Origin of the sequence: Rhizobium sp. Root1220, from assembly GCF_001426265.1 — a bacterium.
Lineage (GTDB): Bacteria > Pseudomonadota > Alphaproteobacteria > Rhizobiales > Rhizobiaceae > Rhizobium.
Genome location: NZ_LMDG01000034.1, coordinates 129,750 through 155,924, shown reverse-complemented (window position 1 = coordinate 155,924; position 26,175 = coordinate 129,750). Strand labels below are relative to the sequence as shown.

Sequence of the window (26,175 nt, the reverse complement as noted above, 5' to 3'; positions counted from 1 at the left end):
TCAAGCCCAGCCGAGCAATTCACGGCGGACGACCGTCTCCAGCACCCGCATGCCGTCCTCGCTGTCGTTGAGGCAAGGGATGTGGGTGAACTTCTCGCCGCCGTTTTCGTGGAAGGAGTGGGCGGCCTGTTCGGCGATTTCTTCCAAGGTCTCCAGACAGTCGGAAACGAAGCCGGGGTTCAGTACGGCGATTTTCTTGACGCCCTCTTGAGCGAGCTTCTCGACCGTCTTGTCGGTATAGGGCTGCAGCCACTCCTCCGGCCCGAAGCGGGATTGAAAGGTGATCATGAACTGGTCCTTCGACAAGCCGAGTTTTTCGCGCAGCAGACGGCCGGTCTTCATGCATTGACAATGATAGGGATCGCCCTTCTTGAAGTAGGACATCGGGATGCCGTGGAAGGAGGCGAGGATCTTTTCCGGCTGCCAGTCCAGCGTCGCCAGATGCTTGGTGATCGAGTTGGCCAGCGCTTCGATGTAGGTGTCGTCGTCGTGATACTCGGGCACGGTGCGCAGCGCCGGCTGCCAGCGCATCGTCAGCAGATGCTGGAAGGCCTTGTCGTTGACGGTTGCCGTCGTGGCGGCGGCATATTGCGGGTAGAGCGGGAACAGCACGATCCTGTCGCAGCCGTCGTCCTTCAACGCCTGGATGCGCGAGGCGATCGACGGGGTGCCGTAGCGCATCGCCCAGTCGACCTGGACGTTCGGCAGGTCCTTCAGGCGTTCGGCCATCAGTTCGGCCTGGCTGCGCGTATAGGTGCGCAGGTAGCTTTCGTCCTTGTCCTTGTTCCATATCAGTTCGTAGGCTTTGCCGACCTTCCCCGGGCGGGTGTTGAGCACGATGCCGAACAGGATCGGATACCACTTCCAGCGCGACCACTCTATGACACGCTTGTCGGTTAGGAATTCCTTCAGGTAGCGGCGCATGGAGGTGTAGTCGGTGCCGTCCGGCGTGCCGAGATTGACGAGCAGGACTCCCACCTTGCCAAATTTCACAAGCGGGTGGTCCGCCGGGCGGTGCGCAGTATCTACGGTCGTCATCCAAACCCCAATTCGCTTCTCTGTCCGGCTCATACGCGGCCCGGTACGAATGGTTCATCGTATAGGAACAAAAGCCGGCCCAGGAAACCCCGGACCGGCTTTCAGGATCGAGGCAAATTGTCTTACTTCGATGGAATCTGCAGTTCCTTGCCAATCGTGAGGTGGCGAGGTGCCGGGGTTCCGTTTGCTTCGGAAATCTTCTTCCAGAGTGTGCCGTCGCCGTAGAACTGCCTGGCGAGATCCCAGAGCGTGTCGCCAACGGCAATGACGTGGTTGGTCGGCGTGTTCGGGGCGAGTGCCGCGGGAGCTTCGGCCGTGGGCGCCGCCGGAGCCGCGGCAGGTGCCGATGCAGCCGGGGCTTCCGTTCCTGACGCCGCAACTTCGGTGACGCGACCGTCGGTGTAGGGCTTGTAGGGTGAGTGCGCCGTCAGATACTCGGCTGTCACGTCGGCCAGGTCGGGTCCGAAGTCATAGGCATTCTTGCCTGCCGTCTCGAAGATCGAATAGCCGTCACCACCGGCGCGCATGAAGTTGTTGGTCACGACGCCATAGGTCTTCGTGTCTTCGAGCGGCACGAAGGCGTCGCCCTCCTTCACCTCGACCGATACGAGGCGGCTGCCGGCAGGCTTGGCCTTGTCGAAGCTGTATTTCAGGCCCGACACCTGTGGAAAGCGGCCGGCGCCTTCCTCGATTTTGCCAAGACCGTTTTCGAGTGCCTTGCGGATATCGGCACCCGTCAGCTGGAAGGTGGCAAGCGTGTTCTGGAACGGCAGTACGGTGATGACCTCGCCCTGCGTTACGTCACCGCCATCGATGGAGGCGCGTAGACCGCCGCCGTTCTGGATGGCGATCGTCATGCCCTGGCTCTTGCCTCGATCGAGCATGGCATCGGCAACGAGGTTGCCCATCGAGCATTCCTCGACACGGCAGACAGTGCGGTCGCCCTGTATCGGGGCATCGCTGGAGCCGATGACCTTCTTGCGCAGTTCCTCTATCGGCTTGGCCAGCTCGGCGACGCGGGCCGTGATGGCAGGGTCGGGAGTGAAGCTGGAATCGATCAGGATCGGGTCGCCCTTGGCGCTCTTGACCACGCCATTGTCGTCGAAGGTGACGACGATATCGCCGAGATACTTGCTGTAGGAGGCGGCCTGCACGACCGGCACCTTGTAGCCGCCGGGATTGTCCACCAGTGTCGGGTAGGGGCCTTCGGCCTTTGGATCAGTGTTCGACAACAGGCTGTGGGAGTGGCCACCGACAACGACGTCGACGTCGGGGATCTTGGCGATCGCCGAGAGATCGCGCGGGTAACCGACGTGGGTGAGCGCGATGATCTTGTCGACGCCCTGCTTCTTCAGGTCCTCGACGGCTGCGGTGATCGTCTGGACGTCATCGGCTATCATTACCTTCGGGCCGGGTGAAGAGAGCTCTTCGGTATCGTTGGTCACAGCGCCGACGATGCCGATCTTCTGGCCGCCGACATCGAGTACCAGCGAAGGCTTGATGCGATCTCCGAGCTTGGAGCCATCACCGGCCAGCACGTTTGCCGAGATCACCGGGAATTTCACCTTGTCGAGGAAAGTCGCCAGGCCATCCTCGCTGTCGTCGAATTCGTGATTGCCGACGGTCATGACGTCGAACTTCATGTCGTTCAGGAATTCGGCTTCGGCCGCACCCTTGTAGGTGGTGTAGAACAGCGAGCCCTGAAAATTGTCGCCGGCATTGAGGAGCAGAACGTTCTTGCCGTCGAGCGCCTGCCGGCGCTGGTCGATCGCTGTTTTCAGCCGCGCGGCGCCGCCGAGGCATTCGTTCTTGCCCTCTTCCTCGGCAGAGCAGGTGGAATCGAATTTATTGATCGATTCGATGCGCGAGTGGAAATCGTTGATGTGCAGAATATTGAGTTCGTAATCGGCAAAGGCGGCACTGCTCGACAGCGCCAGCATCGACGCGGTCAACAGACCGAATTGAAATGACTTCGTCATCCTGTTCTCCTGATTTTCATAAGCAAAGCCCGGCCCCGCGCGCTCCGCCGTCCCTACGGCATCGATGGTTTCACCAAGCATCGGTGGTCGCAAGAGAAAAAGCTGTAATGCGATCGACCCTTTCCAAGAGGGGTAAACGAAAAAAGCTCCCGCAAGGGGAGCTTCCCGACCGGATTTGACGGTACTACATGCGTCGGTTCAACGTGAATTGCGATCCGGCATCCGAGGTGCAGTTAAGCTGGCTCTGGGTCACGAGCGCACAGTTGACCTTGGACTGCGTCTTGCGCACGAGCGACGTCATGTTGATTTCAACCAGCGACGGCGAAATGTTGGTGTAGGTGCCGGAGGCAAGCATTTGGTTGCTGTCGGTCGTGCGGGTCGTGAATGTCCCGGCCTGGAATGTCGAGATGATGCCGTTCGGATCCGCCCAGGAGCCTTCCACACCCGATGGCGCCGGGTTCGCAGCGACTGGGATCGGGCGCGGAGACGGCGAAACGCAGGCCGACAAGGCTGCCGAGGCAATCGCGACGACGAGGATGGGTTTGAGTTTCATGAGCTTCTCCCGGAGATGCGGACCGAAAACTATCCGTTTGGTTGTGAAAAACATGGCGCGCCCCCCCGGGGAAGGCAAGGCCGGTAGCAATGCGAGGGGGCATTTAGACAGCAAGCGTTACAAAAATGCCCGCCTTGCGGCGGGCATTTTCAAAGGGCGCTCGGGTGGCGATCAGCGAACGAGGATGTTCTTGAACTGCCAGGGATCCTTGGTGTCGATATCTTCCGGGAAAAGGCCCGGGCGACCGTCGAGCGGCGTCCAATCGGTGTAGTGACCTTCGACCGGACCGAGGTAGGGCAGCTGCACTTCGAGGCAGCGCTTGTAGTCGATCTCGTCGGCTTCGACGATGCCGGCCTTCGGATTTTCAAGTGCCCAGACCATGCCGGCGAGAACCGCGGAGGTTACCTGCAGGCCGGTGGCGTTCTGGTAAGGGGCGATGCGGCGGGTCTCTTCGAGAGACAGGCGCGAACCATACCAGTAGGCATTCTTTTCGTGGCCGTAGAGCAGGACGCCGAGTTCGTCGACGCCGTCTTCCAGTTCGTCTTCGTCGAGGACGTGGTGAACCGGCTGCGGCGTGCCGCCATTGCCGAACATCTCGTGCAGCGACAGAACCGCGTCATTGGCTGGATGATAGGCATAGTGGCAGGTCGGGCGGAAGGTGACTTCGCCGTCCTTGTCGCGCACCGTGAAGAAGTCGGCGATCGAGATGGATTCGTTGTGGGTGACGAGGAAGCCGTATTGCGGGCCGGGCGTTGGGCACCAGGTGCGGACGCGGGTATTGGCGCCAGGCTGCTCGAGGTAGATTGCCGCCTTGTTGCCCTTCTTGTGCTTCTTTGCGTTCTTCGGCATCCATTCTTCATGGGTGCCCCAACCGAGTTCGGCTGGCTGCAGGCCCTCGGAAATGAAGCCCTCGACCGACCATGTGTTCCAGAAGACATCAAGCGGCTTCGGATGCTTGGTGCGCTGTGTGTCGCGTTCGGCGATGTGGATGCCCTTGACGCCGACCTTCTTCATCAACTTGGCCCAACCTTCGCGGTCGTGCTGATCCGGCTCATCGAACTTCACGCCGATCTCGTTGGCGAGGTTGACGAGCGCCTGCTTGACGAACCAGGAAACCATGCCCGGGTTTGCGCCGCAGGTGGAAACGGCGGTCGCGCCGCCCGGGTTCTTCTTCTTTTCATGACGAACGGTTTCGCGCAGCGCATAGTTGGTGCGGTCGGCGTTCTTCATGTTCTTGTCGAAATAGAAGCCAAGCCAGGGCTCGACGACGGTGTCGATGTAGAGGACGTCGAGCTTGCGGCAGAGCTTCATCAGGTCGAGCGAGCCGGTATCAACCGAGAGGTTGACGCAGAAGCCCTGGCCTTCGCCTTCGGTCAAGAGCGGCTTCAAAAGGTCCTTGTAATTGTCCTTGGTCACGTATTCCTTGATGTGACGGACGCCGTGCTTCTTGAGGATCTCCATGTCGGAGGGCTCTTCGCGCGGATCGATGACGACCAGCCGGCTCTTGTCGAACTTGAAGTGGCGCTCGATCAGCGGCAGCGTGCCGCGGCCGATGGAGCCAAAGCCGATCATCACGATCGGGCCGGTAATTTCGGCATATACCGGGTGGGTCTGTTCCGTCATTCTTTTCTCCTGTGAAAGGCGGCGAGGGCGCGAGGCCCTAAGAATTCATTTGAAATGGCGCAGATACTGCGAAGGTGACCCGGCTCTAACCACAAAACAGCGTCACAATAAAGAGCGTTCAGTCCGAGAAGGCAAATATCAGGCCGGCGAAAGAGCGTTAGCGAGCGCCCGCAGTTGGGCGGAGAGCTCGGCTTTCTGAAGCGTCAGCCCCTTGTAAGCGGCCTGCCGCTCGTCAAGGCCGTCGAGCTGCGCCGCAAAGTTTTCAGCGAGTGCGGCCGCCCGCGGATGGTCGTGGATGGCGGCAATCGGATCGACATAGATACGGATGGTGAAGAGGATATCACCGGACATGGGGAGCTTGCGCAGCGTCTGCCGTTCGACGCGGGCAAAGCGTTCGGCAATCGTGAAGGTCTTGGACTGCGGCGGGCGGCGGTGTTTGGCGAGCGGCAGGAAGAGTTCGTCGGTCATGTTGACCGACCAGTTCATGCGTTCGACGGGCTGGGCGACCTGCAGGCTGTCGAATATGCGTGTGATCATGGCGGCGTTGCGCGTGCCTTCGCCGAAGCCCGGCACATCGGCGTGTATCGCCTGCATCGGCCGTCCGAACTTCTCCCGCAGCGACCAGGAGGAGGGGAATGCGACGAAACCCGCGACGAGATGCCAGCCATCCGCCTTGCGTCGCATGATGACGAGGTCGTCCTGCACGAGCAGGCCGGCTTTGAGCAGCGGCGGAAAATCGGAAGCCATCATGTCGCTGCGCAATTGGGGATGGCGTTCGGCAAGGTGCGCCCGCAACAGGTCGAGGACTTCCTGCTGTGCGTCACCGGTGTCGTCCTCGGCGACGAAGACCTCGCCCCGGTGCGTGCAGATGAGCGCATGCTTTTCGTCGATGTAGCGCGCCCAATCGGCATCCGGCTCGATCCATCGCGCGAGATCGAGCGGCATCAGGCCAATGGTGAACGGCTTCGCAGAACCGTCATATGGTGTGTAGGTCGGCAGGTGCATGGGCCAATACTATCGCGTCAACCTCCGAGAATGGAAGACCACGCGCCAGCGGCCGTCTGAATCGTGTCTCCAGATTGCGGAGCGATTGGACAGCGGAGCCGTTGGGATGATCGAGGTTGACCGATATGTAACGAGCGCCAGGTTTGTGGACAGTTGTCGCACAGGGCCTGCGAGGAAGCCGCCGGAGCGTTCTGTACCGCTGTCAGCCCTTCAAGAGTTCCAACCCGTCCGCCGCTGTGGTGATGGCGACCTCGGTTACGTCGTACTCAGCCACGCCATGGATCGTGAAGGGGTCGGCCGCGACATAGGCTTCTATTTCGGCACGCTCTCCGACGGCCAGAACCACGCCGCCAGTGCGCGGCACCTTGCGACCGGAGGCTAGAAACCAGCCCTTGGCGTAACCCTCCCTGACCCAAGCCATATGTGATTCCATGTACTTGTCAGCTTCCTCATTCGGCTTCATATAGGTCAGGGCGAGGATAAACATTGCGATGTTTCCTTTCAGAGCGTTGCATTCCGACACATGGGAATATTCAATTGCCCCGGAACCATCCATCTTCTTTTTATGTTTCTGCCCCAACGTGCGAATCGTTGTCATTCAGCACGCCCGGAACAATCGGATGAACCAGATATCGGAGCGACTTGCGGAGTTGCAGGAAGACAGTGCGGTTCTGATCGCGCTGTTCGATCAGGACGATCGGCTGCGTTATGCAAACGCGACCTTCCGCTCCACCTTTGCGCTAGAGCCGAACGAGTGCCCTTTTTGGGCAGAACTTATGCGCCGCAATACCAAGGCGGGTAGGGGCACGATTATTCGGGCGGCCGACTTTGAAACGTGGCTCGTCTCCGCGCAATCGCGCCGCGGAAAGTTGCCATTTCGTGCGTTCGAGACTGATGTGGTAGACGGGCGTTGGCTGTGGATGACCGAAACCGTCCAGAAAGACGGATGGATGCTGTGTATCGCTAGCGACATCACGCATCTGAAGGCAAGCGAACGCGACATCAGGCAGGATCGCGACTTCGCCTTGCGGGCTTCTCAGACTGACGAGCTGACCAGCATTTCCAACCGCCGGTTCATGATGGCGGCGCTGGAGAGCATGGTCCAAGGACAGATATCGGCAGAGGCGGCGACGGGTTGCGTCTGCATCATCGATCTCGATTTCTTCAAGCGCATAAACGACATGTATGGACACCAGGCCGGCGACGACGTGCTCGTAGACTTCGCCCGCCGCGTGCATCCCTTCGTTCGTCGGCGAGACAGCTTCGGTCGTATCGGCGGCGAGGAGTTCATGCTGATCCTTCCTGATACCACGCTATCCCAGGGCGAGCTGATCATCGACCGGATACTGACGACGGTGCGGGGTGCGCGTCCGATTCGCACCGCGCCGACATTTTCCTACACCTGCTCGGCCGGCCTTGCCGAGCTGCATGCAGGCGAGACGGCGCGGGAGCTGTATGCCAGGGCTGACGAGGCGCTTTACCATGCAAAGCAGAGCGGGCGCGATCGGCTGAAGATCGTCGCTTAACTGGCGAGCGTGGCGGGAATCAGTCCCCGCAACGAATTGCCGACGTAGAGCTTGCCGGCCTTCAGGTCTTCCAATGCGATACGACCGACGCGCGCCTTTCGCTGGCAGATGAGCTCAGTGCGCAGCACGCCGGCCAGCAGACCGCAGGAGATCGGCGGAGTGCGGAGGACGCCGGAGGCATCGACGACGAAGACGGAGGTGATCGTGCCCTCGCAAACCTCGCCATGCTCGTTGAGCATAATGACTTCGTCTGCTTGCGAGGACGCGAATTCGGCGCGTGCAGCTTCATAAGCTCCCCGAACTGTCGTCTTCATTCGCAGGAGCTTGTCGCTGGAGTCCAGGCGGGTCTCCGCAATGCGGACGGTCCAGACGGTATCAGGCGCGAGCGGGATGAAGGGTGCGGCCGTCACATCGATGCGGCCGTCGCGATCGAATGTCAGCCGGACACGCAGGGCGGTCGACGCACCGGCAACGGCCTGTCCGAGCTTCGCGGCTGCCGCCACCGGCTCGGGGAAGCCTATCCGGCGTGCGGAGCGCGAAAGGCGTGCGAGATGCAATCTCAGGCGCAGGAAGCCGGTGCCCGGTTCGAATCTCAGTGTTTCGATCAGCGAAAAGTCGGTCACCGGGCGATTTCCTGCTCGCCGATGGCGAAGCGGGCCTTCAGCAGGCATTCCTCGTACTCGGATTCGGCGGTGGAATCGAAGACGATGCCGCCACCGACGTTGAAGACCGCGCTTCCGCCTTCAAAGAGGCTTACGGTCCGGATGGCGACGGAAAAACGCATGGCGCCGGATGGCGAGATCATGCCGATCGCGCCGCAATAGGCGTCGCGCGGGCCTTCTTCCAGCTCGTGTAGGATGCTCATGGCGCTGATCTTCGGCGCGCCGGTGATCGAGCCGCAGGGGAACAACGCGGCGAAGATGTCGCGGATCGAGAGACCGGGAAGCAGCCTTGCTCGCACATGGCTCACCATCTGATGAACGGTGGGATAGGTCTCGATGTCGAACAGCTTGGGGACATCGAGCGTCCCTACCTCGGTGATGCGGGAAATATCGTTGCGCAGTAGATCGACGATCATGCGGTTTTCCGCCTGTGTCTTTATGTCGTTTCGCATCGCCTCGACGATCGCCGCATCGTCGGCGGCGCTGTTGCCGCGCCTGGCCGTGCCTTTCATCGGATGTGTCTCGATCCAGCCGTCATCATCGGTACGGAAGAATAGCTCGGGCGAGCGCGAGAGGATGACAGGGCCGCCGAGATCGATGAGTGCGCCGTATTTCACCGGCTGGCGTTCGATCAGCGCCCAGAAGGCGGAGCGGGGATCGCCGGCCCAGCGCGCGGTAACGGGCATGGTGAGATTGGCCTGGTAGCAGTCACCCTGTCGCAGATGCCAGTGCAGGCGGTCGAAGCGCGTTCGGTACGCCGCAAAATCCCAGCCGGCTTTTGGGGCGGTCAGAAATTCCTGATCCGCGAGGCACTGTGCTGGCTGGGCAAGCGGATGGTCGCCGGCTTCCGGCCCATCGAAGACGCCGAAGCAGAGGAGCGGTGTTTTCCTGCTTTCTGTCGCGAAGCCGGAAAGCTTGTCCTCGAACAGGTATCCTGCCTCGTAGGCCATATAGCCGGCTAGCCATTTGCCCGCGGCCCTTGCCTTTTCCATGCCGGCGAGACCTGCGGAGAATTCGGCGCGCGTCCGGGCAACGATGATCTCCGCCGGGTCGGCAAAGAGCATCACTTGCCCGGTGGTGTCGTCCCGGAAGAGGGCGTAGGGCCTTGTGTCGGTCATGTCCAAGCTTTTAGGCCGAGGCTGCAACGGTCATCGATGGTTCTCCACGATCGGGGAGAGGAGCCCTTTGCGCCGTCTCAGGTCCTATCTAGCGCTTCCAGCTCATCGATCAGCCCTTCGATCATCGACAATCCCTTGTTCCAGAACGACGGGTCGGTCGCATCAAGGCCGAAGGGTTTCAGGAGTTCGGAATGATGTTTGGTGCCGCCGGCTTTCAGAAGCTCGAAATACTTGTCCTGGAATCCCTTGTCGGCCTTCTGGTAGACGGCATAGAGCGAGTTCACCAGGCAATCGCCGAAGGCGTAGGCATAGACATAGAAGGGCGAGTGGATGAAGTGGGGGATGTAGGCCCAGTAGGTCTCGTAGCCCTCGGAGATCCTGATCGCCGGTCCGAGGCTTTCCGACTGGACGGAGAGCCAGAGTTCTCCGATGTCGTCCGATGTCAATTCACCGGCCTTGCGGGCCGTGTGAACCTTTCGTTCGAATTCGTAGAAGGCGATCTGGCGCGCGACCGTGTTGATCATGTCCTCGACCTTCTGGGCGAGCATTGCCTTGCGCTCGCGCTTGTCCTTGGTCTTGTCCAGCAACTCGCGGAAGGTCAACATCTCGCCGAAGACCGAAGCGGTTTCAGCAAGCGTCAGCGGCGTCTGGCACATCAGCGCACCCTGGCCACCGGCCAGCACCTGATGGACGCCGTGGCCGAGCTCGTGGGCGAGCGTCATCACGTCACGCGGCTTGCCCAGGTAGTTGACGAGCACGTAGGGATGCGCGGACGGAACGGTCGGGTGGGCGAAGGCGCCGGGTGCCTTGCCGGGACGCACAGGAGCGTCGATCCACTGCTCGTCGAAGAAGCGCCTGGCAATCTCTGCCATCTCCGGAGCAAAGTTGCCGTAGGCCGACAGCACGGTTTCCCGAGCTTCGTTCCAGGGTATCACCGCATTCGATGTCTCAGGCAGCGGCGCGTTGCGATCCCAGAACTCCATCTGCTCCATGCCAAGCCACTTCGCCTTCATCTTGTAGTAGCGGTGCGAGAGCCTGGGATAAGCACCTTTGACGGCGGCGGCCAGCGCATCAACGACTTCGCGTTCGACGCGGTTTGCCAGATGGCGGCTATCGGCGATGTCTTCGAAGCCGCGCCAGCGGTCAGAGATGTCCTTGTCCTTGGCGAGCGTGTTGGTAATCAGCGTGAAGGTGCGCAGATTGTCCTTGAAGGTCTTCGCAAGCGCCATGGCGCCCTTTCGGCGCACCTCGGGATCACGGTCCTGCAGCATGTTCAGCGTCACTTCGATCGACAGCTTCTCGCCGTCCACTTCGAAGCGCAACTCGGCCATCGTCTCGTCGAACAGACGATTGAAAGCGGCGGCCGACGTCATAGACTTTTCGAGGAACAGCTGTTCCAGCTTGTCGTCCAGTTGGAAGGGCTTGTCCTTGCGCAGGTCGACAAGCCACGGGCGGTAGTGGCCGGCGTCCGGGTCGTTCGCCATGCAGGTGTCGATCACGGCGTCGTCGATGCGATTGAGTTCGAGGGCGAAAAATAGCAGATGCCCCGAGAAATCGGTGATCCTCGTTTGCACGTCGCCGTAGAGCTTGCCGTTCGCCGGGCTCGACGTATCGGAGAAATAGGTGAGACCGGCAAAGGAGCCGAGGCGGCCGATGATGTCGTCCAGGGCTTCGTATTCCTTCAACGCCTGGCCGATGCCTGCTGTGCCAGTTTTCGTCGCGGCTTCGGCTAGCTTGCCCTTCCACTTGTCTTCAAAGGCGATCGCAAGTTTTCCGGCTTTTTCCATGTCGCTGGTAAACGCGGTGGAGGTGGCGGAGGGGTAAAGATCCTGCAGCTTCCAGGTCGGCAGATCGCCGAGCGCTGCATTGGTCGCGGAGGCGGCAGCAGTTGCCGAGAAATTAAGGCCGGCATCGGCAGGCATGTTTTTCATGAGCGGGGTTCCTCTTCCTCTTTTGCGACAGGCCTGACTGTCTATGCGCCTGAAGCCGCGTCATCAAGGGGTTTTCAACGGTCAGGAAGCACCGTTTCGAGGCGGATTCGTGTTCGCCACAAACGTTAAAATGCGATTATTTCTCAAAACAGGATGTTCAAGCCTTTCTGAGAGAGTGCCTCCAGGTTTCGCATGAAGTGAGGCAACAATGACCGGTTACAATGAGCTCAAGGGTGCAGCGCAGATTCTCGTCATCGAGGACGACCCTGTGCAGCGCAGGCTGCTTAAGAACGCGATAGAGCGTCACGGGCATGTCGTCCATCAGGCCGAGAACGGCCGGATTGGTCTGGAAATGGTGAAGAGGGGCAGCGGCCTCTACAACGTCATCGTTCTTGACCTGATGATGCCCGAAATGACCGGCCTCGAATTTCTCGAGGCCCTGCACGAATTTGGCACGCAGCTGCCCGTCATCGTCCAGACAGGGCAGGGCGGTATCGAGACGGTGGTGCAGGCAATGCGCGCCGGCGCTTTCGACTTCGTCGTCAAGCCGGTGTCTCCCGAGCGTATCGCCAACTCGATTGCGAGCGCCTTGAAGCTCGACCAACGCGAAATCAAGGCACGCACCGGTCGTCGCTCCCGGTCCGGGTCCGTTGGGTTCGACGATATCGTCTCGGCCAGCCCCGCCATGATCCGCGTCATCGACCTCGCCCAGCGCGCAGCACAGTCGAATATTCCCGTGGTGCTCGAGGGCGAATCCGGAGTCGGCAAGGAACTTGTGGCCCGTGCCATTCAATCCGGCAGCGATCGCTCCGGCAAACCGTTCGTCACGGTCAACTGCGGCGCCATTCCGCACAATCTCGTCGAGAGCATTCTCTTCGGCCATGAAAAGGGTGCCTTCACCGGCGCCACTGAGCGGCATATCGGCAAATTCATGGAGGCCGACGGCGGCACGATCTTCCTCGACGAGATCGGCGACCTGCCGCTCGATGTCCAGGTGAAGCTTTTGCGCGCAGTGCAGCAGGGGGAGATAGAGACCGTCGGGGCGCGCACTGCGCATAAGGTCAATGTCCGCCTGATTTCGGCGACCAACAAGGATCTGATCGAAGAGGTCAAGAACGGCCACTTCCGCGAGGATCTATACTATCGCCTGAACGTGTTCCCCATCACGATCCCGGCGCTGCGCAAGCGCAAGGAGGATATTCCGCATCTGGTGCGCGTATTCACCGATCGATTTTCGAGCGAGCAGAAGAACGGCCATCGCCTGACGGCGAGCGCGGGGGCCCTTGCACTGCTGACCGCCTACGACTGGCCCGGCAACATACGTCAGCTGGAGAACGCGATCTTCCGCGCGGTGGTGCTGGCTGAAGGCGCCGAGCTGACGGAATCGGACTTCCCGCAGATTGCAGCCCAGCTGCCCGAATACGAGGTTGTCGACCACCTGGCCCTGGTTGCGGACAACACCCGTGCAGATCGGCAAAGCGATTTTGCGGCGGTAGAGTATCCGGCGCACCAAGTCATAGCCGACGAGGCCGTGGCACGAATCAGCGAAGCGCCCGACAACGCAATTTCCAGCACAAACCCCTCGGGCGAGGTGCGCAAACTGGCGGATGTCGAAGAAGAATTGATCAGATTCGCCCTTAAATTCTATCGGGGCCAGATGAGTCAAGTGGCGCGAAAACTGGGTATCGGACGGTCGACGTTGTACCGAAAACTCAAGGATTACGGCATAGACCCCGACAATCCACAGAAAGACGCCGCCTGACACACTATATTAACAATCCGGCAATCATGTTTTGTTACCAATCATAAACCACTTGTTAGTGGCCTGTTCACTATGTAAAGAAAAGGTTGATCGCGTGTGGCATTTTTGCCATCGTGTGACCGCATTTCACAGTCATGGGTCGGGATGAGGACCATCGGCTGTCTGACGGGGATTGAGTTTGCCGGATCTGAATTGGAATACGAAGCCTTCGCGCCCGAATTGGCGCAACAGGTGCGCAGACCTTTGCGGAAAGGTGGTTAGGACGGCTATGGCCGCCCTTCTCGCAGTCGCTGTGTCGTCGCCGGTCCTCGTCAGTTCGCCGTCGCAGGCAGCTGGCGAAACGCGCAGCCTCAAAGTCTATTTCATCCACACCGGCGAAAAAGCCGTCATCACCTATAAGCGCAACGGCAGGTTCGACCCCAAGGGTCTCGAGCAGTTGAACCGCTTTCTTCGCGACTGGCGAAAGAACCAGCCGACGAAAATGGACCCGCGCCTCTTCGACCTGATCTGGGAAGTTTATCGCCAGAGCGGTTCGCGCGACTACATCAACGTCGTCTGCGGGTTCCGTTCGCCGGCCACGAACTCCATGCTGAAGGGCCGCTCGCGCAACTCCGGCGTCGCCGAGAAGAGCCAGCACATGCTCGGCAGGGCGATGGATTTCTTCATTCCTGACGTAAAACTGGCCACATTGCGCGGAATCGGCATGAAAATGCAGGTTGGCGGGGTTGGATTCTATCCGAAATCGGGTTCGCCCTTCGTCCACATGGATGTCGGTGGCGTGCGTGCCTGGCCGCGCATGAGCCGCGATGAACTGGTGAGATTGTTCCCCAACGGCAACACCATGCACATTCCGGCCGACGGTCGGCCGCTGCCGGGTTACGACCAAGCTGTTGCCGACTACAAGCGCCGCGTGAGCTCGAACCAGGTCCAGATGGCAAGCTCGGGAGCCTACAGTGGCTCTTCCTCTGACGGTACCAGGAAACACAAGACGCTGTTTGAGGCTCTGTTCGGCGGTGGCGCCGACGAAGCTGAAGATAACTCCGATGATAGTGGTGCAGCACCCGTAGCGATCGCCAAGGCTACACCGCCTAAAACGACCGAGATGCCGAACGCCGCTGATCCTGGTCAGCAGGCTCCCGCCCAGCCGACCGAGGTCGCAAGTGTAAATGCGCCGGTTCCGCAGGTGCGTCCGGCGTTCACAAGCCAATCAGGCGACATGGCTAACGCCCTTGTCGCGCAGCAATCCGGAAATGCCGCGCAGGACGCGCTCTCTGCTGTGACCCAGCAAGGCCAGCAGCAGTTCGCGGATCTCAGCGCCTACAGCGTACCGGTACCTTCTCTGCTCGGTCCGCGCCGCTCTCCGGGTGACGCGGAAGTCGCTTCGGTAGATCCCACTGTGGGGACGGGGAGTCTCACAGCGGTTCCAACGCCGGCTGAAAGACCGGCGCTTGCCGAAAAGCTTCTTGCCGCGGCTGATGCCGATGCTGAAGCCAACGACGAAATGGCAGACGAGGCGGATGCGCTTTCTCCGGCCGTCGCTGATGCTCTTAACCAGCAGAACATAGATGCTGACCGTCAGGTCGCATCCACTCAGCCGCCGGTTAGTAGCGTCGAACAAGCCATAAACGCGGCAATGCCGCAAAAGGTTCCAGAGCGGCCGACACTTCAGATGGCAGCGCTCGCTCCGGCGACAAAGTCTGCAAGCTTTGGCGATGCGTTCGATGCGCCGAAGGGCTCGGATGCGAGCGGCGTAGCACAGGGCCTCCCTGCGAAGGGCGGTCGGCCCACCAAGCACGAGGCCGCGGAAGCAGATGCAAGCCGTGCGACCGTGCGCACCGAACCGAAGCTGACCCAGAAGATCATCTCCAAATGGGCACTGACCAACGCCCGCATGGAAATGGTGACGAAGCCGGTCAAGGCACCGCGCTTCGTCAGCCAAACGCTTCGAGCACAGCCGACCTCGGTTTACGCGGATGGCTTCACCAAGACTGCATCCATCGATCCGGGTCGTTTCAGCGGCACTGCGGTAAACTTCATGGAAGTGCGGAAGTTCGAGTCGAACTGAGCCATTTACCTGAGACATGACGAAAGCCGTCGGAGCGATTCCGGCGGCTTTTCTGCGTCGGCGCACTGCGGCGGAAGGTCGCGCCGGAAGGCGGCGGCATTGATTTTCATTCTCATTTAGGGAATAAACCGGCAGGTATGTTCTTTGAATGTGAATATGATGGACCCTCTGTCACTTGAGATTTTTCAGGCGGTTGCCGAGCATTGCAGCGTTACCCGTGCCGCCAAAGCAGTTGGACGCGCGCCCTCGAACGTCACCACACGCGTGCAGCTTCTGGAAAACGAGCTGGGCACCGTCCTCTTCAGTCGTGACGGAAAGAAAATGTCGCTGACGAGGGAGGGAACGATCTTTCTCTCCTACGCAAATCGGCTTGTGGATCTTGCCGCAGAGGCCCGGCAGGCTGTGCGCCCGGTACAGGCGTCCGGAGTGCTTCGCGTGGGGACGATGGAGAGTACGGCTGCCAGCAGGCTTCCCGACGCGCTGAGGCGTCTCGGATCGCGGTGGCCGCAAGTGTCGCTGCACCTGACGATGGGCGCAACGCGAGAACTGATGCAGGGCGTGCTTGCCTTCGATCTCGACTGCGCATTGATCGCGCGGCCACCGGAAGGAAGCATCGACCTGTCGCGGTTTCCTGACCTCGACCTGCGCCAGTTCGATGCGCAGCGCATCTGCGTGGAGGAACTCCTGCTCGTGCTGCCGTCAAGGCATCCGGATGTTCTGTCCGCGGCTGACCTGCGCGTTCAGTGCCTGGCGGCCATGGAGCCGGGATGTACCTATCGGCGGATGGCGGAGGAATGGGCGCGGCACGCGGGGGCGTTGCGGACACTGGAACTCGCCTCGTACCATGCGATTCTGGCGAGCGTCGTGGCCGGCAACGCGTTTGGGGTGATGCCACGATCGGTCTTCGATCTTCTACGCTGGCCGACCGATGTCATCACGCATGAGATCGGGCCGGTCGAGACGCTGCTCGTTCGCAGACGAGGCGACCTGTCGGATTGCCTTGATGCACTCCACTATGCGCTCATGCCGCCGACAGGCAGGAGCGGCGGTCACGCTCCGAGTGGCTGATGCCGCCTCGAAAGCCGTCGCCCTTTCACGTTTTACGATACACTCAACACTGGTTAGCCTAGATGTCCAATCCCTCAATCCCGCCTGACCAAGGCGGCCGTCCCCGCTTTCGCCTGTTCGTTCCCATCCTCGCGGGAGCGACGCTTCGCGAAAGGATGTTTGCCTGCCTGGCCGCGCTTGTCGGTATCACGCTCACCGGCATGATCTGCGGTTACCTCTTCGGGCAGGGCATGCATCTACCGATGATGGTCGCTCCCATGGGTGCGAGCGCAGTCCTGCTGTTCGCGGTGCCTGCAAGTCCCCTGGCGCAGCCTTGGCCGATCATCGGCGGAAACACCATTTCCGCCCTGATAGGCGTCCTTACCAGCCGGTTCATCCATGATCCGATGATTGCGGCGGGCGTCGCCGTTTCATTGGCGATTGGTGTCATGTCGTTCGCGCGCTGCCTCCATCCGCCTGGTGGCGCTGCGGCGTTGACCGCAGTGCTCGGTGGACCGGCGGTGGCAAGCTGGGGCCTGCTTTTCCCGTTCGTTCCTGTTGCGCTGAATTCCTGCATCCTGCTGGCGCTGGGTATTGTGTTTCACAAGCTTGCGAAGCGCAACTATCCGCATGTGGCTTTGCCCGCGCCCGCCAACATGCATCATACCGTCGACCCACCGCCTGCGATGCGCGTCGGATTTCGCGAAGAGGATGTCGATGCTGCTCTTGCCGCGTTCGACGAGAGCCTGGATATCGACCGCGACGATTTGAGCCGATTGCTGCGGCGGGTCGAAGTCGAAGCCGCGCTACGCACAAATGGCGCCATCAACTGCGCAGATATCATGTCCCGCGACGTGATCGCCGTCGGTGAGAAGGCAACGGCGGAAGCGGCTCGCGCGCTGCTGCTGAAGCACAATGTTCGGACCCTGCCGGTCAAGGACGGCGATGGCCGCCTGGTTGGGACCGTCGGGCTTCGGGAATTGGCAGAGGCCGAGCATCTCGCCGGTCATATCGCCTCGGCGGCGACCGCCAGGCCGGATGCGCCGGCGTTGGCGCTGTTGCCGATTTTGACCGATGGACGAACCCATGCCGTCGTTGTCGTCGATGACGCTCGCCACGTCCTTGGGCTAATCTCGCAAACCGATCTTCTCGGCGCGATGGCACATATGGTGGCGGAGCGGAAAACGGCCGCCGCTTGAACGCCGGTTCGCGGCCGCGGCCGGGGTTTCGCTCGCAGCCCTGTCCTACTCGGCGGGGTGCCGTGGCTGCGTGCTGCCCCCTGCCATCGCCTGGAAGACGCCGTCGCGCCGAACCAGCGCATGGAAAAGCGCGGCTGCGAGATGCATCAGGACAAGTGCGAAGAAGGCAAAGGCCAGGTAGAAATGCGCGCCCCACAGGAGCGTATGCAGGCTGTCGCTTTGCGGCAGGATCGGCGGAAGCCGGATGTCACCGTACAGCACGACGGGGTAGGCGGCGGTCGACAGCATCGCCCAGCCGATCAACGGCATGCCGATCATGAGTGCATACAACGCATAGTGAGACAGGTGCGCCGCAAGCCTCATTGGCGCCGGCAGATCGGCGGGAAGCGCAGGTGCGCCGTAGACGAAACGCACCACCAGGCGGATCAGCGCAAGGATCAGGATGGCGATGCCCAGCGTCTTGTGCGTGGCCAGCAGTGGTACGTATTTGGGCATGACGGTCGAGAGCATTCCGACGCCGATGAAAAGCATCGCCAGGATGCAGGCGGCCATAAGCCAGTGCAGCAGTCGCTGGATAAGGGTGAAATGGGTGCGGCTGCCGGTCATGGCTGGGTGCTCGCTGCCGTTCGGGGATAATCTTTGGCTTCCGATGTGCGCAGGTCATAGGATTTCGCATAGGCTGCAGATCGTGCCGCGGGGAAAGGATCGTCCGACACCTGAATGCCATCCGGCAGGATGGTGGGATCGAAATTGATGTCGCGACAGGGGCCGTCCGCCTCGGCTTCGATCTTCTGCACGACGAGCGTGCCCGCCTCGACGGTGCGTCGCCCCGGAGGCCATGCCTTGGTCGGATCCGATGTCTGATCTGACGGATCGGCGACGGTGAGTACCAAGCTCCAGCGCTGCGGCGCCTTGCTCACCCGCTCGACGATTTCCGTCTCTAGATGATCGGGTCCAAGCTTGGCGAGGTCGGCACTCGTGATCGGTACGATCTGGGCCTGCGGAAGCAGGGACCACCGAACGGGGTGTTTGGCGCCGGAACTGTCGGTGAAGATAAAGGCGTTGAGGCTGTTGTAGAGCTCTTCGGCATAGCTTCCGGTCCAGGGTCCGGTCGTGGCCCATGCGCCGAAGGGCGCAAACTCCGGGTGCGCGGCTACAAAGTTTTTCATGGCGTCCGGCTCCTTGCTGCCGGCTGCGTGGAGCAACTCGTAGAAGGCTTCAGGCGTCGAAACCGCAAAGACGGGCGCGTTGATCATCGCGGTGCGCCAAATCTGGCCGTCCGGCGTCGCGATCTGCAATCCCACACCGCGTACGCGAACCGTTGCATCCGGCGCATTCGGCTCGGGCGTGCCGAGATTGAAGCGCCCGAGAACCGGGTATTGTCCGGGCGCGAAGGCTTGTGCTTTCGACAGTTGCGCGCCGCTGCCGCTCGATTCGAACATGCCGGTGAAACAGATGCCCTTGGCGTGATTTCGACGATGTCCGAGAACTGGTCCACCTGCGGGCGCAAGGGCGCTGACAAGTCTGGTCGGCGTCAGGCGCTCGGGAGACAACCACCCGGCAGTGTAGGCGAATGCACCTGCACCGACTGCGACCACCCCGGCGATAAGCGCCAGCGAGCCGAGGGCGGAGCGTTGCGACGATTGAGACGGTTCAGGCATTCAGCACCCTCTACTATAATTCTGTCGGGAGACGGCCATATCGCGCTATTGATCGTATGCACGCTGTTATATCGTCGAGACGTCAACGGCCGCCGGTTGCTGAACTCCGGCCTCTGAACGACGATATGTCAGATGACTGCCACGGTTGATTTCTGTCAACAGTCAACAGTTCAGGTTCAGTTGTCGATCTATACCTAGGTGTAGGTCGTGCTGCTGCGCAAACGCAATTCGATGCCTATAGAAAGCGGACGGCAGTCGCCGCAATAGATCGCGCACCGCCACACAGTTCAGAAAAATTAGCATGTCCCGTTGCCGAAGGCCAACGCCCGTTGAGCCGCAAAAAAGCCGCCGAAATGATCGGCGGCTTTCATATAAGAGACAGGGAGAGGATCAGCCTTCCGGCGGAGACTCGATCATGCCGAGGGCGTGGAGGTAGGTGTCGAGGATGGCTTCCTCTTCCAGCCGCTCCTGCTCGTCCTTCTTGCGCAGCGCAATTACCTTCTTGAGAATCTTGGTATCGAAGCCGGTTCCCTTGGCTTCGCCGTAGACGTCCTTGATATCGTCGGCGATGGTCTTCTTTTCTTCTTCCAACCGTTCAATGCGCTCGATGAAAGCGCGAAGCTGATCGCGGGCAACGCCGTGGGCATCAGACATCGTATTCTCCTGATAGGGGATGTGAAATTCGGATGGCGTTGACTGCCGCGAAGCGTGGCCGGGGTCAAGCCGTTTCAGTAGGCGCCAGGCTATTTGTGCGGCTTGTTCAGTTCAAAGTCAGCTTTTTGCTGAGTCGAGGCTTCGGCCTGGTGGAGATTTCGCCATTCTTCATAGGGCATCCCGTAGACGATTTCGCGCGATTCGTCCTTCGACAGGTCCACGCCCTTAACCTGCGCCGCGTCTCGGTACCAGTTCGACAGGCAGTTCCGGCAAAAGCCGGCGAGGTTCATCAGGTCGATGTTCTGCACATCCGGCCGGTCACGCAGATGCTGGACGAGGCGGCGAAAGGCCGCGGCTTCGAATTCGGTCTGCTGTTCGCTGGTGAGTGCGGTCATCTCGCTCTCCTTCATTCGTAGGGGCCGGTACGCGATGCGTGTACATTGTAGCCGTGCAGCGCCGGATCGGCATTCATTGTTTCGAAGATCGGCGCGAGCCGGTCTGCCCATGTGGCTATGCCGGCGTTGTCGCCGATCAAATCCTGGCGCACCTCCAGCAATGCATGCGGGATGCCGGTGACCATGCAGTGGCGGTACATGGTATCGCCCTTCAGCGCGCCATCATAAGGCTCGTTGTCGCCGACAATCAGATCGGGGTCGCGGCGGAGCAGGTCAAGCAGGGGCGCAACGGCGCGGTTGTCGCTGTCCCAGAGGACCGCCGCGTGCCACCGACGCGGCACGCCTTTCCACGCCGGGGTATAGGAATGCAGCGACAGCACGAGTGGCGCTTTGCCGGTCGCGTTCGCCACCTTCGAAATCGTTTCGCTGACGGCATTGTGATAGGGGCGATGAAAGGCCTCGACGCGGTGGTTCCACTCATCGTCGGTGATCCGGTGATTGCCGGGAATGATGGCCCCATCGGAAATCTTCATGACCAAAGTCGGGTCGTCCTCGCCGCGGTTCGGATCGATCAGCAGCCTGGAAAAGCCGCCAAGGACGGCAGGTGCGCCAAGTTTGGCTGATAAGGCGCGCACCAGTCCTTCGATGCCGATATCGTAGGCGATGTGGCGGGAAAAGGCGCTCTCCGGAAGTCCGAGCATACCGTATGGCTCTGGCAACCGATTCATCGCGTGGTCACCCAGGAGTACCATGCCTTTGTCATGATTTCCGGCTAGGATTTCGAAGGATTTGAAGGCGTTCATGGAAGGGATTGCCGATCGACGTTTGCAAGCATGTCTCTGATCGCACGGGCACGTGGGAGGTTCAAGCGCGCTGGCCATCATTCATCACGGCTATGGTCCGGGCACGGCCGGCAATACGGAATATAATCGATTAGCATTGCGTTGACTTTCGCCGGGAGGCAGCGCAAGAAGGCACGACAACGAATAACCGGGAGCCAATTGGAAGTCGTGTTGATCCAGACCGCGCCAAGTTTCCTTACGCGTTCCGGGCCGCTAGCCCGTTTTGCTCTTTTTGTTCTTGCGGCTTTCTCGCCGTTCTTCATTGCCGACGTGGCTCGCGCCGATTTTCGTGTCTGCAACGGGACACAAAATCTGGTGGGTGTGGCGATTGGATATCGAGCCAAGGATGGCTGGATGACGGAAGGCTGGTGGCAGGTGCCGGCAACGACCTGCGCGACGCTGATCGAAGGGGAACTGCAGTCGCGATACTACTACCTCTACGCAGAGGACGCCGCCCGGGGAGGCCGATGGACGGGCGACGTGCAGATGTGCGTGGCGGAGAACGAGTTCAAGATCACGGGTGTCAACGATTGCTACGCCCGTGGCTATCAGAAGATGGGTTTCAAGGAATATGACACGGGCCGCCAGGGTAGCTGGATGGTTCAACTTTCCGATACCCCAGGCACGCAAGAAAGCCCGAATTGATGAAGCGTAACCGCAAAGTTAAAATCCTCGCCACCCTCGGACCTGCCTCCTCCGAGGAATCGATGATCGAGAAGTTGCACCAGGCCGGTGCGGATGTTTTCCGTATCAACATGAGCCATGCGAGCCATGACGTGATGCGGTCGCTGATCAAGCGCATCCGTGCCGTCGAAGCGCGCTCCGGCCGCCCGATCGGCATTCTCGCCGACCTTCAGGGTCCGAAGCTGCGCGTTGGCAAGTTTGCCGAAGGCAAGGTAGATCTGAAGCCAGGCGACACGTTTACCCTCGACAACAATGATGTTCCGGGCGACGCAACCCGCGTTTTCCTGCCACATCCTGAAATCCTGGAATCGGTGCAGCCGGGCCACCGCCTGTTGATCGATGACGGCAAGCTGGCTCTGCGTGCCGACAAATGCGACGGCAAGAGCATCGTCACCACCGTTATCTCCGGCACCAAGATCTCCGACCGCAAGGGTGTCAGCCTTCCCGATACGCTGCTCACTGTCGGCGTGCTGACCGACAAGGATCGCGTCGACCTCGATGCCGTGCTGGCCACCGACGATGTCGACTGGGTGGCACTTTCCTTCGTGCAGCGCCCGGAGGATCTGGCCGAGGTGCGCAAGATCGCCCGCGGCCGCGTCGGGATCATGTCGAAGATCGAAAAGCCCCAGGCAATCGAGCGCATCGAGGAAATCATCGAGCTGTCCGATGCACTGATGGTTGCCCGTGGCGATCTCGGCGTGGAGATGCCGCTCGAATCCGTTCCTGGTATCCAGAAGCAGCTGATCCGTGCCTGCCGCCGTTCGGGCAAGCCGGTTGTCGTCGCCACGCAGATGCTGGAATCGATGATTTCGGCGCCGGTTCCGACGCGTGCCGAAGTCTCTGACGTGGCGACTGCCGTGTTCGAAGGCGCCGACGCCGTCATGTTGTCGGCTGAATCCGCGTCCGGAGACTATCCGGTCGAATCGGTCGCGACCATGGCGTCGATTGCCAGCGCCATCGAGCGCGAGCCGCACTATCCCGGTATCATCTACGCGCAGCGCGCTCAGCCCGAGGCAACCGGCGCCGACGCGATTTCGCTCGCCGCACGCCAGATTGCCGAAACGCTGCGTCTGTCGGCCATCGTCTGTTACACCTCCTCCGGCACCACCGGCCTGCGCGCCTCGCGCGAGCGTCCGCAGGTGCCGATCCTGGCGCTGTCGCCGGTCATCCAGACTGCGCGTCGCCTTGCTATCGTCTGGGGCCTGCATTGCGTCGTCACCCATGATGCGACTGACCTCGACGACATGGTGAACCGCGCCTGCCGCATCGTCGCCGACGAAGGCTTCGGCAAGCCGGGCGACCGGATCATCATTTCCGCCGGCGTGCCACTTGGAACGCCCGGCGCTACCAACATGATCCGCATCGCCTATATCGGTTCGGACGGACAGAGCGGCATCTAACGCTGTCTGCTTGATTGTATGAGAGCCCGCTGCCCGACGAAGGCGGCGGGTTTTTGCTGTCGGGCGTCAGGTGCCGTCGTCCGTAGCGGGAAAGCCTTGCATCGGGGCCGAGTGGCGCTACGCCAGAAGCTCGCGTTGGGCATTGCGGCGGATTTCCTGCGGCGGTTGGCCGAAGGCGCGGAGAAACGCGCGGCGCATACGCTCGCGATCCGCAAAGCCGGTCTCCGTGGCGACCACATCGATCGGGTGACGGCCCTGCTCCATCATTAGTCGCGCAGCCTCGACGCGGAGATTCTCGACGGCTTTGGCAGGCGATCTCCCTGTCTCGGCGCGGAAAGCGCGGCTGAATTGACGAGGGCTGAGACTGGCCGCGTCTGCCAACTCATCGACCGACAGTTCGCTTTTCAGGTTTCCGCGGGCGTAGGCGAGCGCCTTCTGGATACGATCCGACTTCGGCTCCAGTTCCAGAAGGGCTGAGAACTGCGACTGGCCGCCGGCGCGTCGATGATAGACGACCAGCTTGCGGGCCACCGCGCGGGCGACGTCTGTGCCATGGTCCTTCTCGATCATCGCCAGAGCAAGATCGACGCCGGCCGTCATGCCTGCCGAGGTCCAGACCGATCCATCGATGATGAAGATGCGGTCTTCCTCCATTTTTATCTTCGGGTAGCGCGCTTGCAGTTCGTGGGCAAGAAGCCAGTGCGTCGTCGCGCGACGTCCATCCAGCACCCCGGCTTCGGCCAGAAGAAAGGCGCCAGTGCAGATCGAGGCGACGCGTCGGGACGAGGATACAGCCGCGCGAATGAAGCCGCCTTCGGCCGTCGTCGGCAGCTTGATGCCGGGGGCTCCCGAAATCAGAAGCGTATCGAACGCCGGGTCACCAAACCGCGTTGTGTCGACGGTTATGCCGAACGATCCGGGTATGGGCCCTCCGGGCTCGGACAGATACGCGATCTCGTAAACCTGTTCGTCGAGGTGGATGTTGGTGAACTCGAACGCCGAGACGGCGGCCAGGCTCATCATCTGGAAGCCCGGGAAGAGAAGAACGGCAATGCGCTGCATAAATCAAGACTCCGTTTGTCCTAAAAAGTGGTATATATGACATTTAGGACGCAAGCAATTCCCTGTAGAACTGCTTACCAGCACGGCAAGGGCCGGCACTTTTGAAGGAGCAAAGCAATGACACAGGCATCCAAAGGCACTGCGCTCGTCACGGGCGCATCATCGGGCATCGGCGCGATCTATGCCGACAGGCTCGCCAAGCGCGGCTACGATCTTATCCTCGTTGCCCGCAATGCGGAGCGGCTCTCGACGCTTGCGAGCAAGCTAACCAAGGAAACCGGCCGCACGATCGAAACCGTCCCGGCCGATCTCGGGGTCAAGGCGGATCTCAGCCGTGTCGAAGCAATCCTGAAGTCCGATCGGAGTATTGCGCTTCTGGTCAACAATGCCGGCTTTGGGGGTACAGCGCCACTGCTTGGAGCGGACGTCGACAAGATGCAGCAGATGATCGAACTCAACGTTACGGCGCTAACGCGCCTTACTTATGCGGCGGTACCAGGTTTTGTGGAACGCGGCGGCGGCTCGATCATCAACATCGCCTCGATCGTGGCGATCGGGCCGGAGGTTCTGAACGGCGTCTATGGCGGCAGCAAAGCCTATGTGCTGGCTTTCAGCCAGTCGCTCAAGCATGAGCTGGCCGACAAGAATATCCAGGTGCAGGTCGTCCTGCCGGGCGCGACTGCGACCGAATTCTGGGGCATAGCCGGGACACCGGTCGAGCACCTTCCCACGGAGATCGTCATGTCGGCAGATGACATGGTCGATGCTGCACTTGCCGGCTTCGATCAGGGCGAGTTTGCAACGATCCCGGCGCTCGAAGACGCCGAATTGCTCAAGTCATATGAGGCCGCCCGTCAGGCGCTGCTACCGAACCTCTCGCGGTCCGCACCGGCTAAGCGTTATACGGCAGCCTGAAGCCGCCCAAGGGTATGAGGCGGGCTTCGACCCGCCCTTATCCATGCAACTCAAGTGCTTTGGCGAATATGTCGGCATCGACGTTGCCGCCTGACGTGACAACGACGACGTTTTCCTCGCCTACCTGGTCGCCGTGGAAAAGTGCGGCGGCAAGTGCCACTGCCCCACCGGGCTCGACAACGATCTTCAGCCGCGTGAAGGCCAGGGCCATGGCGCGCAGCGCGTCGTCATCGCTGACGACGATGCCGGCGCCCACGAGCCGCTGCATGATCGGGAACGTGATGTTGCCCGGCTGCGGCGTGATGATCGCGTCGCAGATGGAGCCGGTCAGCGTGGCGTTGCGTTCGATCTTGCCGGAGGCAAGCGAGCGCGTCGCGTCGTCGAAGCCATCCGGTTCGCAGGGCCGCACGCGGAACGTGGGCGCGCTTGCTTCGAGTGCCAGCGCAATGCCGGATGTCAGGCCACCGCCGCCGCAAGGCACCAGGACTTCGGCCGACTTCACACCCTCTTCATCGGCCTGTTCGGCGATCTCCAGGCCGGTCGTTCCCTGACCCGCAATGACCTGTGGTTCGTCGAACGGCTTGATCAGCGTCAGCTTCCGCTCGCCGGAAAGCTGGGCGCCGATCTCGTCGCGGTCCTGCGTCGCACGATCGTAGAGGACGACTTCCGCGCCGAGGGCGCGAGTGTTGGCGATCTTCAGCTTCGGCGCATCGGACGGCATGATGATCACGGAAGGCACGCCATGAAGCTTTGCGGCAAGGGCCACCCCCTGGGCATGGTTGCCGGACGAAAAAGCGATAACGCCGCGCGCGCGGACTGTCGGTTCCAGTGCCGATAAGGCCGACCAGCCGCCGCGAAATTTGAAAGACCCGGTGTGCTGCAGGCATTCGGCTTTCACGAAAATCCGGCGCCCGGCGATCTCGTTGAGAAAGGGGGAGGAGAGAAGCGGTGTGCGGCGTGCGTGTCCGCGCAGGCGCGCGCGGGCCGCGACGATCATTTCAATGCTGGACATGAGGGCTCTTTCGCGTGATGTGTCGCCCATGCATAGGGCGTT

24 protein-coding genes are annotated in these 26,175 nt (G+C 61.0%); 8 read left to right on the top strand and 16 right to left on the bottom strand.

What is annotated here, in order from left to right:
- From hemH to ASC90_RS22085, 6 genes are all read right to left on the bottom strand, one after another.
- Complete coding sequence (gene hemH / locus ASC90_RS22110) at positions 1-1,038, bottom strand: ferrochelatase (protein WP_056545326.1); 1,038 nt, start codon at positions 1,036-1,038, stop codon at positions 1-3.
- Between the two features lie 122 nt (positions 1,039-1,160).
- A complete protein-coding gene (locus ASC90_RS22105) occupies positions 1,161-3,017 on the bottom strand; it encodes a bifunctional UDP-sugar hydrolase/5'-nucleotidase (RefSeq protein WP_056545768.1) in 1,857 nt (618 codons plus the stop codon).
- A gap of 184 nt (positions 3,018-3,201) precedes the next feature.
- The gene (gene omp10, locus ASC90_RS22100; RefSeq protein ID WP_056545325.1) at positions 3,202-3,570 is read right to left on the bottom strand and encodes an outer membrane lipoprotein Omp10; all 369 of its coding nucleotides are present in this window, start codon (positions 3,568-3,570) and stop codon (positions 3,202-3,204) included.
- Positions 3,571-3,741: 171 nt separating this feature from the next.
- On the bottom strand, positions 3,742-5,193 hold the full coding sequence (locus ASC90_RS22095) for a homospermidine synthase (protein ID WP_056545323.1): 1,452 nt from the start codon (positions 5,191-5,193) through the stop codon (positions 3,742-3,744).
- A gap of 138 nt (positions 5,194-5,331) precedes the next feature.
- Complete coding sequence (locus tag ASC90_RS22090) at positions 5,332-6,198, bottom strand: DUF3445 domain-containing protein (RefSeq protein ID WP_056545320.1); 867 nt, start codon at positions 6,196-6,198, stop codon at positions 5,332-5,334.
- Positions 6,199-6,400: 202 nt separating this feature from the next.
- Positions 6,401-6,685 carry a YciI family protein gene (locus tag ASC90_RS22085; RefSeq protein ID WP_056545765.1) on the bottom strand — a complete coding sequence of 95 codons (285 nt, stop codon included), beginning with the start codon at positions 6,683-6,685 and terminating at the stop codon, positions 6,401-6,403.
- 133 nt (positions 6,686-6,818) lie between these two features.
- Here ASC90_RS22085 and ASC90_RS22080 point away from each other — a divergent pair, with 133 nt between their 5' ends.
- Entirely contained in the window at positions 6,819-7,724 is a 906-nt protein-coding gene (locus ASC90_RS22080; protein ID WP_056545319.1) for a sensor domain-containing diguanylate cyclase, read from the top strand.
- On the opposite strand, the gene ASC90_RS22075 is transcribed toward ASC90_RS22080, so the two are convergent.
- The 3 genes from ASC90_RS22075 to ASC90_RS22065 all read right to left on the bottom strand — a co-directional run bounded on the left by ASC90_RS22075 (position 7,721) and on the right by ASC90_RS22065 (position 11,426).
- On the bottom strand, positions 7,721-8,347 hold the full coding sequence (locus tag ASC90_RS22075) for an aminotransferase class IV family protein (protein ID WP_056545316.1): 627 nt from the start codon (positions 8,345-8,347) through the stop codon (positions 7,721-7,723). The genes ASC90_RS22080 and ASC90_RS22075 overlap by 4 nt on opposite strands.
- On the bottom strand, positions 8,344-9,504 hold the full coding sequence (locus tag ASC90_RS22070) for an aminodeoxychorismate synthase component I (protein WP_056545762.1): 1,161 nt from the start codon (positions 9,502-9,504) through the stop codon (positions 8,344-8,346). Before ASC90_RS22070 ends, ASC90_RS22075 begins: the two co-directional genes overlap by 4 nt.
- Positions 9,505-9,581: 77 nt before the next feature.
- Positions 9,582-11,426 (bottom strand): M3 family oligoendopeptidase, encoded by a 1,845-nt coding sequence (locus ASC90_RS22065; RefSeq protein ID WP_244480437.1) that lies wholly within the window; start codon positions 11,424-11,426, stop codon positions 9,582-9,584.
- Positions 11,427-11,643: 217 nt separating this feature from the next.
- Between ASC90_RS22065 and ASC90_RS22060 the strand changes: the two genes are divergently transcribed.
- From ASC90_RS22060 to ASC90_RS22045, 4 genes are all read left to right on the top strand, one after another.
- The gene (locus tag ASC90_RS22060) at positions 11,644-13,197 is read left to right on the top strand and encodes a sigma-54 dependent transcriptional regulator (RefSeq protein ID WP_056545311.1); all 1,554 of its coding nucleotides are present in this window, start codon (positions 11,644-11,646) and stop codon (positions 13,195-13,197) included.
- A 178-nt stretch (positions 13,198-13,375) separates the two neighbouring features.
- Positions 13,376-15,262 carry a DUF882 domain-containing protein gene (locus ASC90_RS22055; RefSeq protein ID WP_056545309.1) on the top strand — a complete coding sequence of 629 codons (1,887 nt, stop codon included), beginning with the start codon at positions 13,376-13,378 and terminating at the stop codon, positions 15,260-15,262.
- Between the two features lie 159 nt (positions 15,263-15,421).
- Positions 15,422-16,330: a LysR family transcriptional regulator gene (locus tag ASC90_RS22050; protein WP_056545760.1), complete on the top strand. Its 909-nt coding sequence runs from the start codon at positions 15,422-15,424 to the stop codon at positions 16,328-16,330.
- Between the two features lie 62 nt (positions 16,331-16,392).
- A complete protein-coding gene (locus tag ASC90_RS22045) occupies positions 16,393-17,508 on the top strand; it encodes an HPP family protein (protein WP_056545304.1) in 1,116 nt (371 codons plus the stop codon).
- Positions 17,509-17,553: 45 nt separating this feature from the next.
- Here ASC90_RS22045 and ASC90_RS22040 read toward each other — a convergent pair whose 3' ends face one another.
- From ASC90_RS22040 to ASC90_RS22020, 5 genes are all read right to left on the bottom strand, one after another.
- Positions 17,554-18,114 (bottom strand): cytochrome b, encoded by a 561-nt coding sequence (locus tag ASC90_RS22040; protein ID WP_056545301.1) that lies wholly within the window; start codon positions 18,112-18,114, stop codon positions 17,554-17,556.
- A complete protein-coding gene (locus ASC90_RS22035; protein WP_056545300.1) occupies positions 18,111-19,169 on the bottom strand; it encodes a catalase family peroxidase in 1,059 nt (352 codons plus the stop codon). The genes ASC90_RS22040 and ASC90_RS22035 overlap by 4 nt, the downstream gene beginning before the upstream one ends.
- Before the next feature lie 390 nt (positions 19,170-19,559).
- On the bottom strand, positions 19,560-19,823 hold the full coding sequence (locus tag ASC90_RS22030) for a DUF2312 domain-containing protein (RefSeq protein WP_056545298.1): 264 nt from the start codon (positions 19,821-19,823) through the stop codon (positions 19,560-19,562).
- Between the two features lie 89 nt (positions 19,824-19,912).
- Entirely contained in the window at positions 19,913-20,218 is a 306-nt protein-coding gene (locus ASC90_RS22025) for a DUF1244 domain-containing protein (protein ID WP_056545297.1), read from the bottom strand.
- Positions 20,219-20,229: 11 nt separating this feature from the next.
- On the bottom strand, positions 20,230-21,021 hold the full coding sequence (locus tag ASC90_RS22020) for an N-formylglutamate amidohydrolase (protein ID WP_056545293.1): 792 nt from the start codon (positions 21,019-21,021) through the stop codon (positions 20,230-20,232).
- A 198-nt stretch (positions 21,022-21,219) separates the two neighbouring features.
- Between ASC90_RS22020 and ASC90_RS22015 the strand changes: the two genes are divergently transcribed.
- Both ASC90_RS22015 and pyk read left to right on the top strand, forming a co-directional pair.
- Entirely contained in the window at positions 21,220-21,705 is a 486-nt protein-coding gene (locus tag ASC90_RS22015; protein WP_007802470.1) for a DUF1036 domain-containing protein, read from the top strand.
- Positions 21,705-23,144 (top strand): pyruvate kinase, encoded by a 1,440-nt coding sequence (gene pyk, locus ASC90_RS22010; protein ID WP_056545291.1) that lies wholly within the window; start codon positions 21,705-21,707, stop codon positions 23,142-23,144. The genes ASC90_RS22015 and pyk overlap by 1 nt, the downstream gene beginning before the upstream one ends.
- Before the next feature lie 117 nt (positions 23,145-23,261).
- Here the strand turns inward: pyk and ASC90_RS22005 are convergent, their stop codons facing one another.
- Positions 23,262-24,206 (bottom strand): GlxA family transcriptional regulator, encoded by a 945-nt coding sequence (locus ASC90_RS22005; protein ID WP_056545289.1) that lies wholly within the window; start codon positions 24,204-24,206, stop codon positions 23,262-23,264.
- 117 nt (positions 24,207-24,323) lie between these two features.
- On the opposite strand from ASC90_RS22005, the gene ASC90_RS22000 reads away from it, so the two are divergent.
- Positions 24,324-25,121 (top strand): SDR family oxidoreductase, encoded by a 798-nt coding sequence (locus tag ASC90_RS22000; protein ID WP_056545287.1) that lies wholly within the window; start codon positions 24,324-24,326, stop codon positions 25,119-25,121.
- Positions 25,122-25,158: 37 nt separating this feature from the next.
- On the opposite strand, the gene ASC90_RS21995 is transcribed toward ASC90_RS22000, so the two are convergent.
- Positions 25,159-26,133 (bottom strand): threonine/serine dehydratase, encoded by a 975-nt coding sequence (locus ASC90_RS21995; RefSeq protein WP_056545285.1) that lies wholly within the window; start codon positions 26,131-26,133, stop codon positions 25,159-25,161.
- Positions 26,134-26,175: the final 42 nt, after the last annotated feature.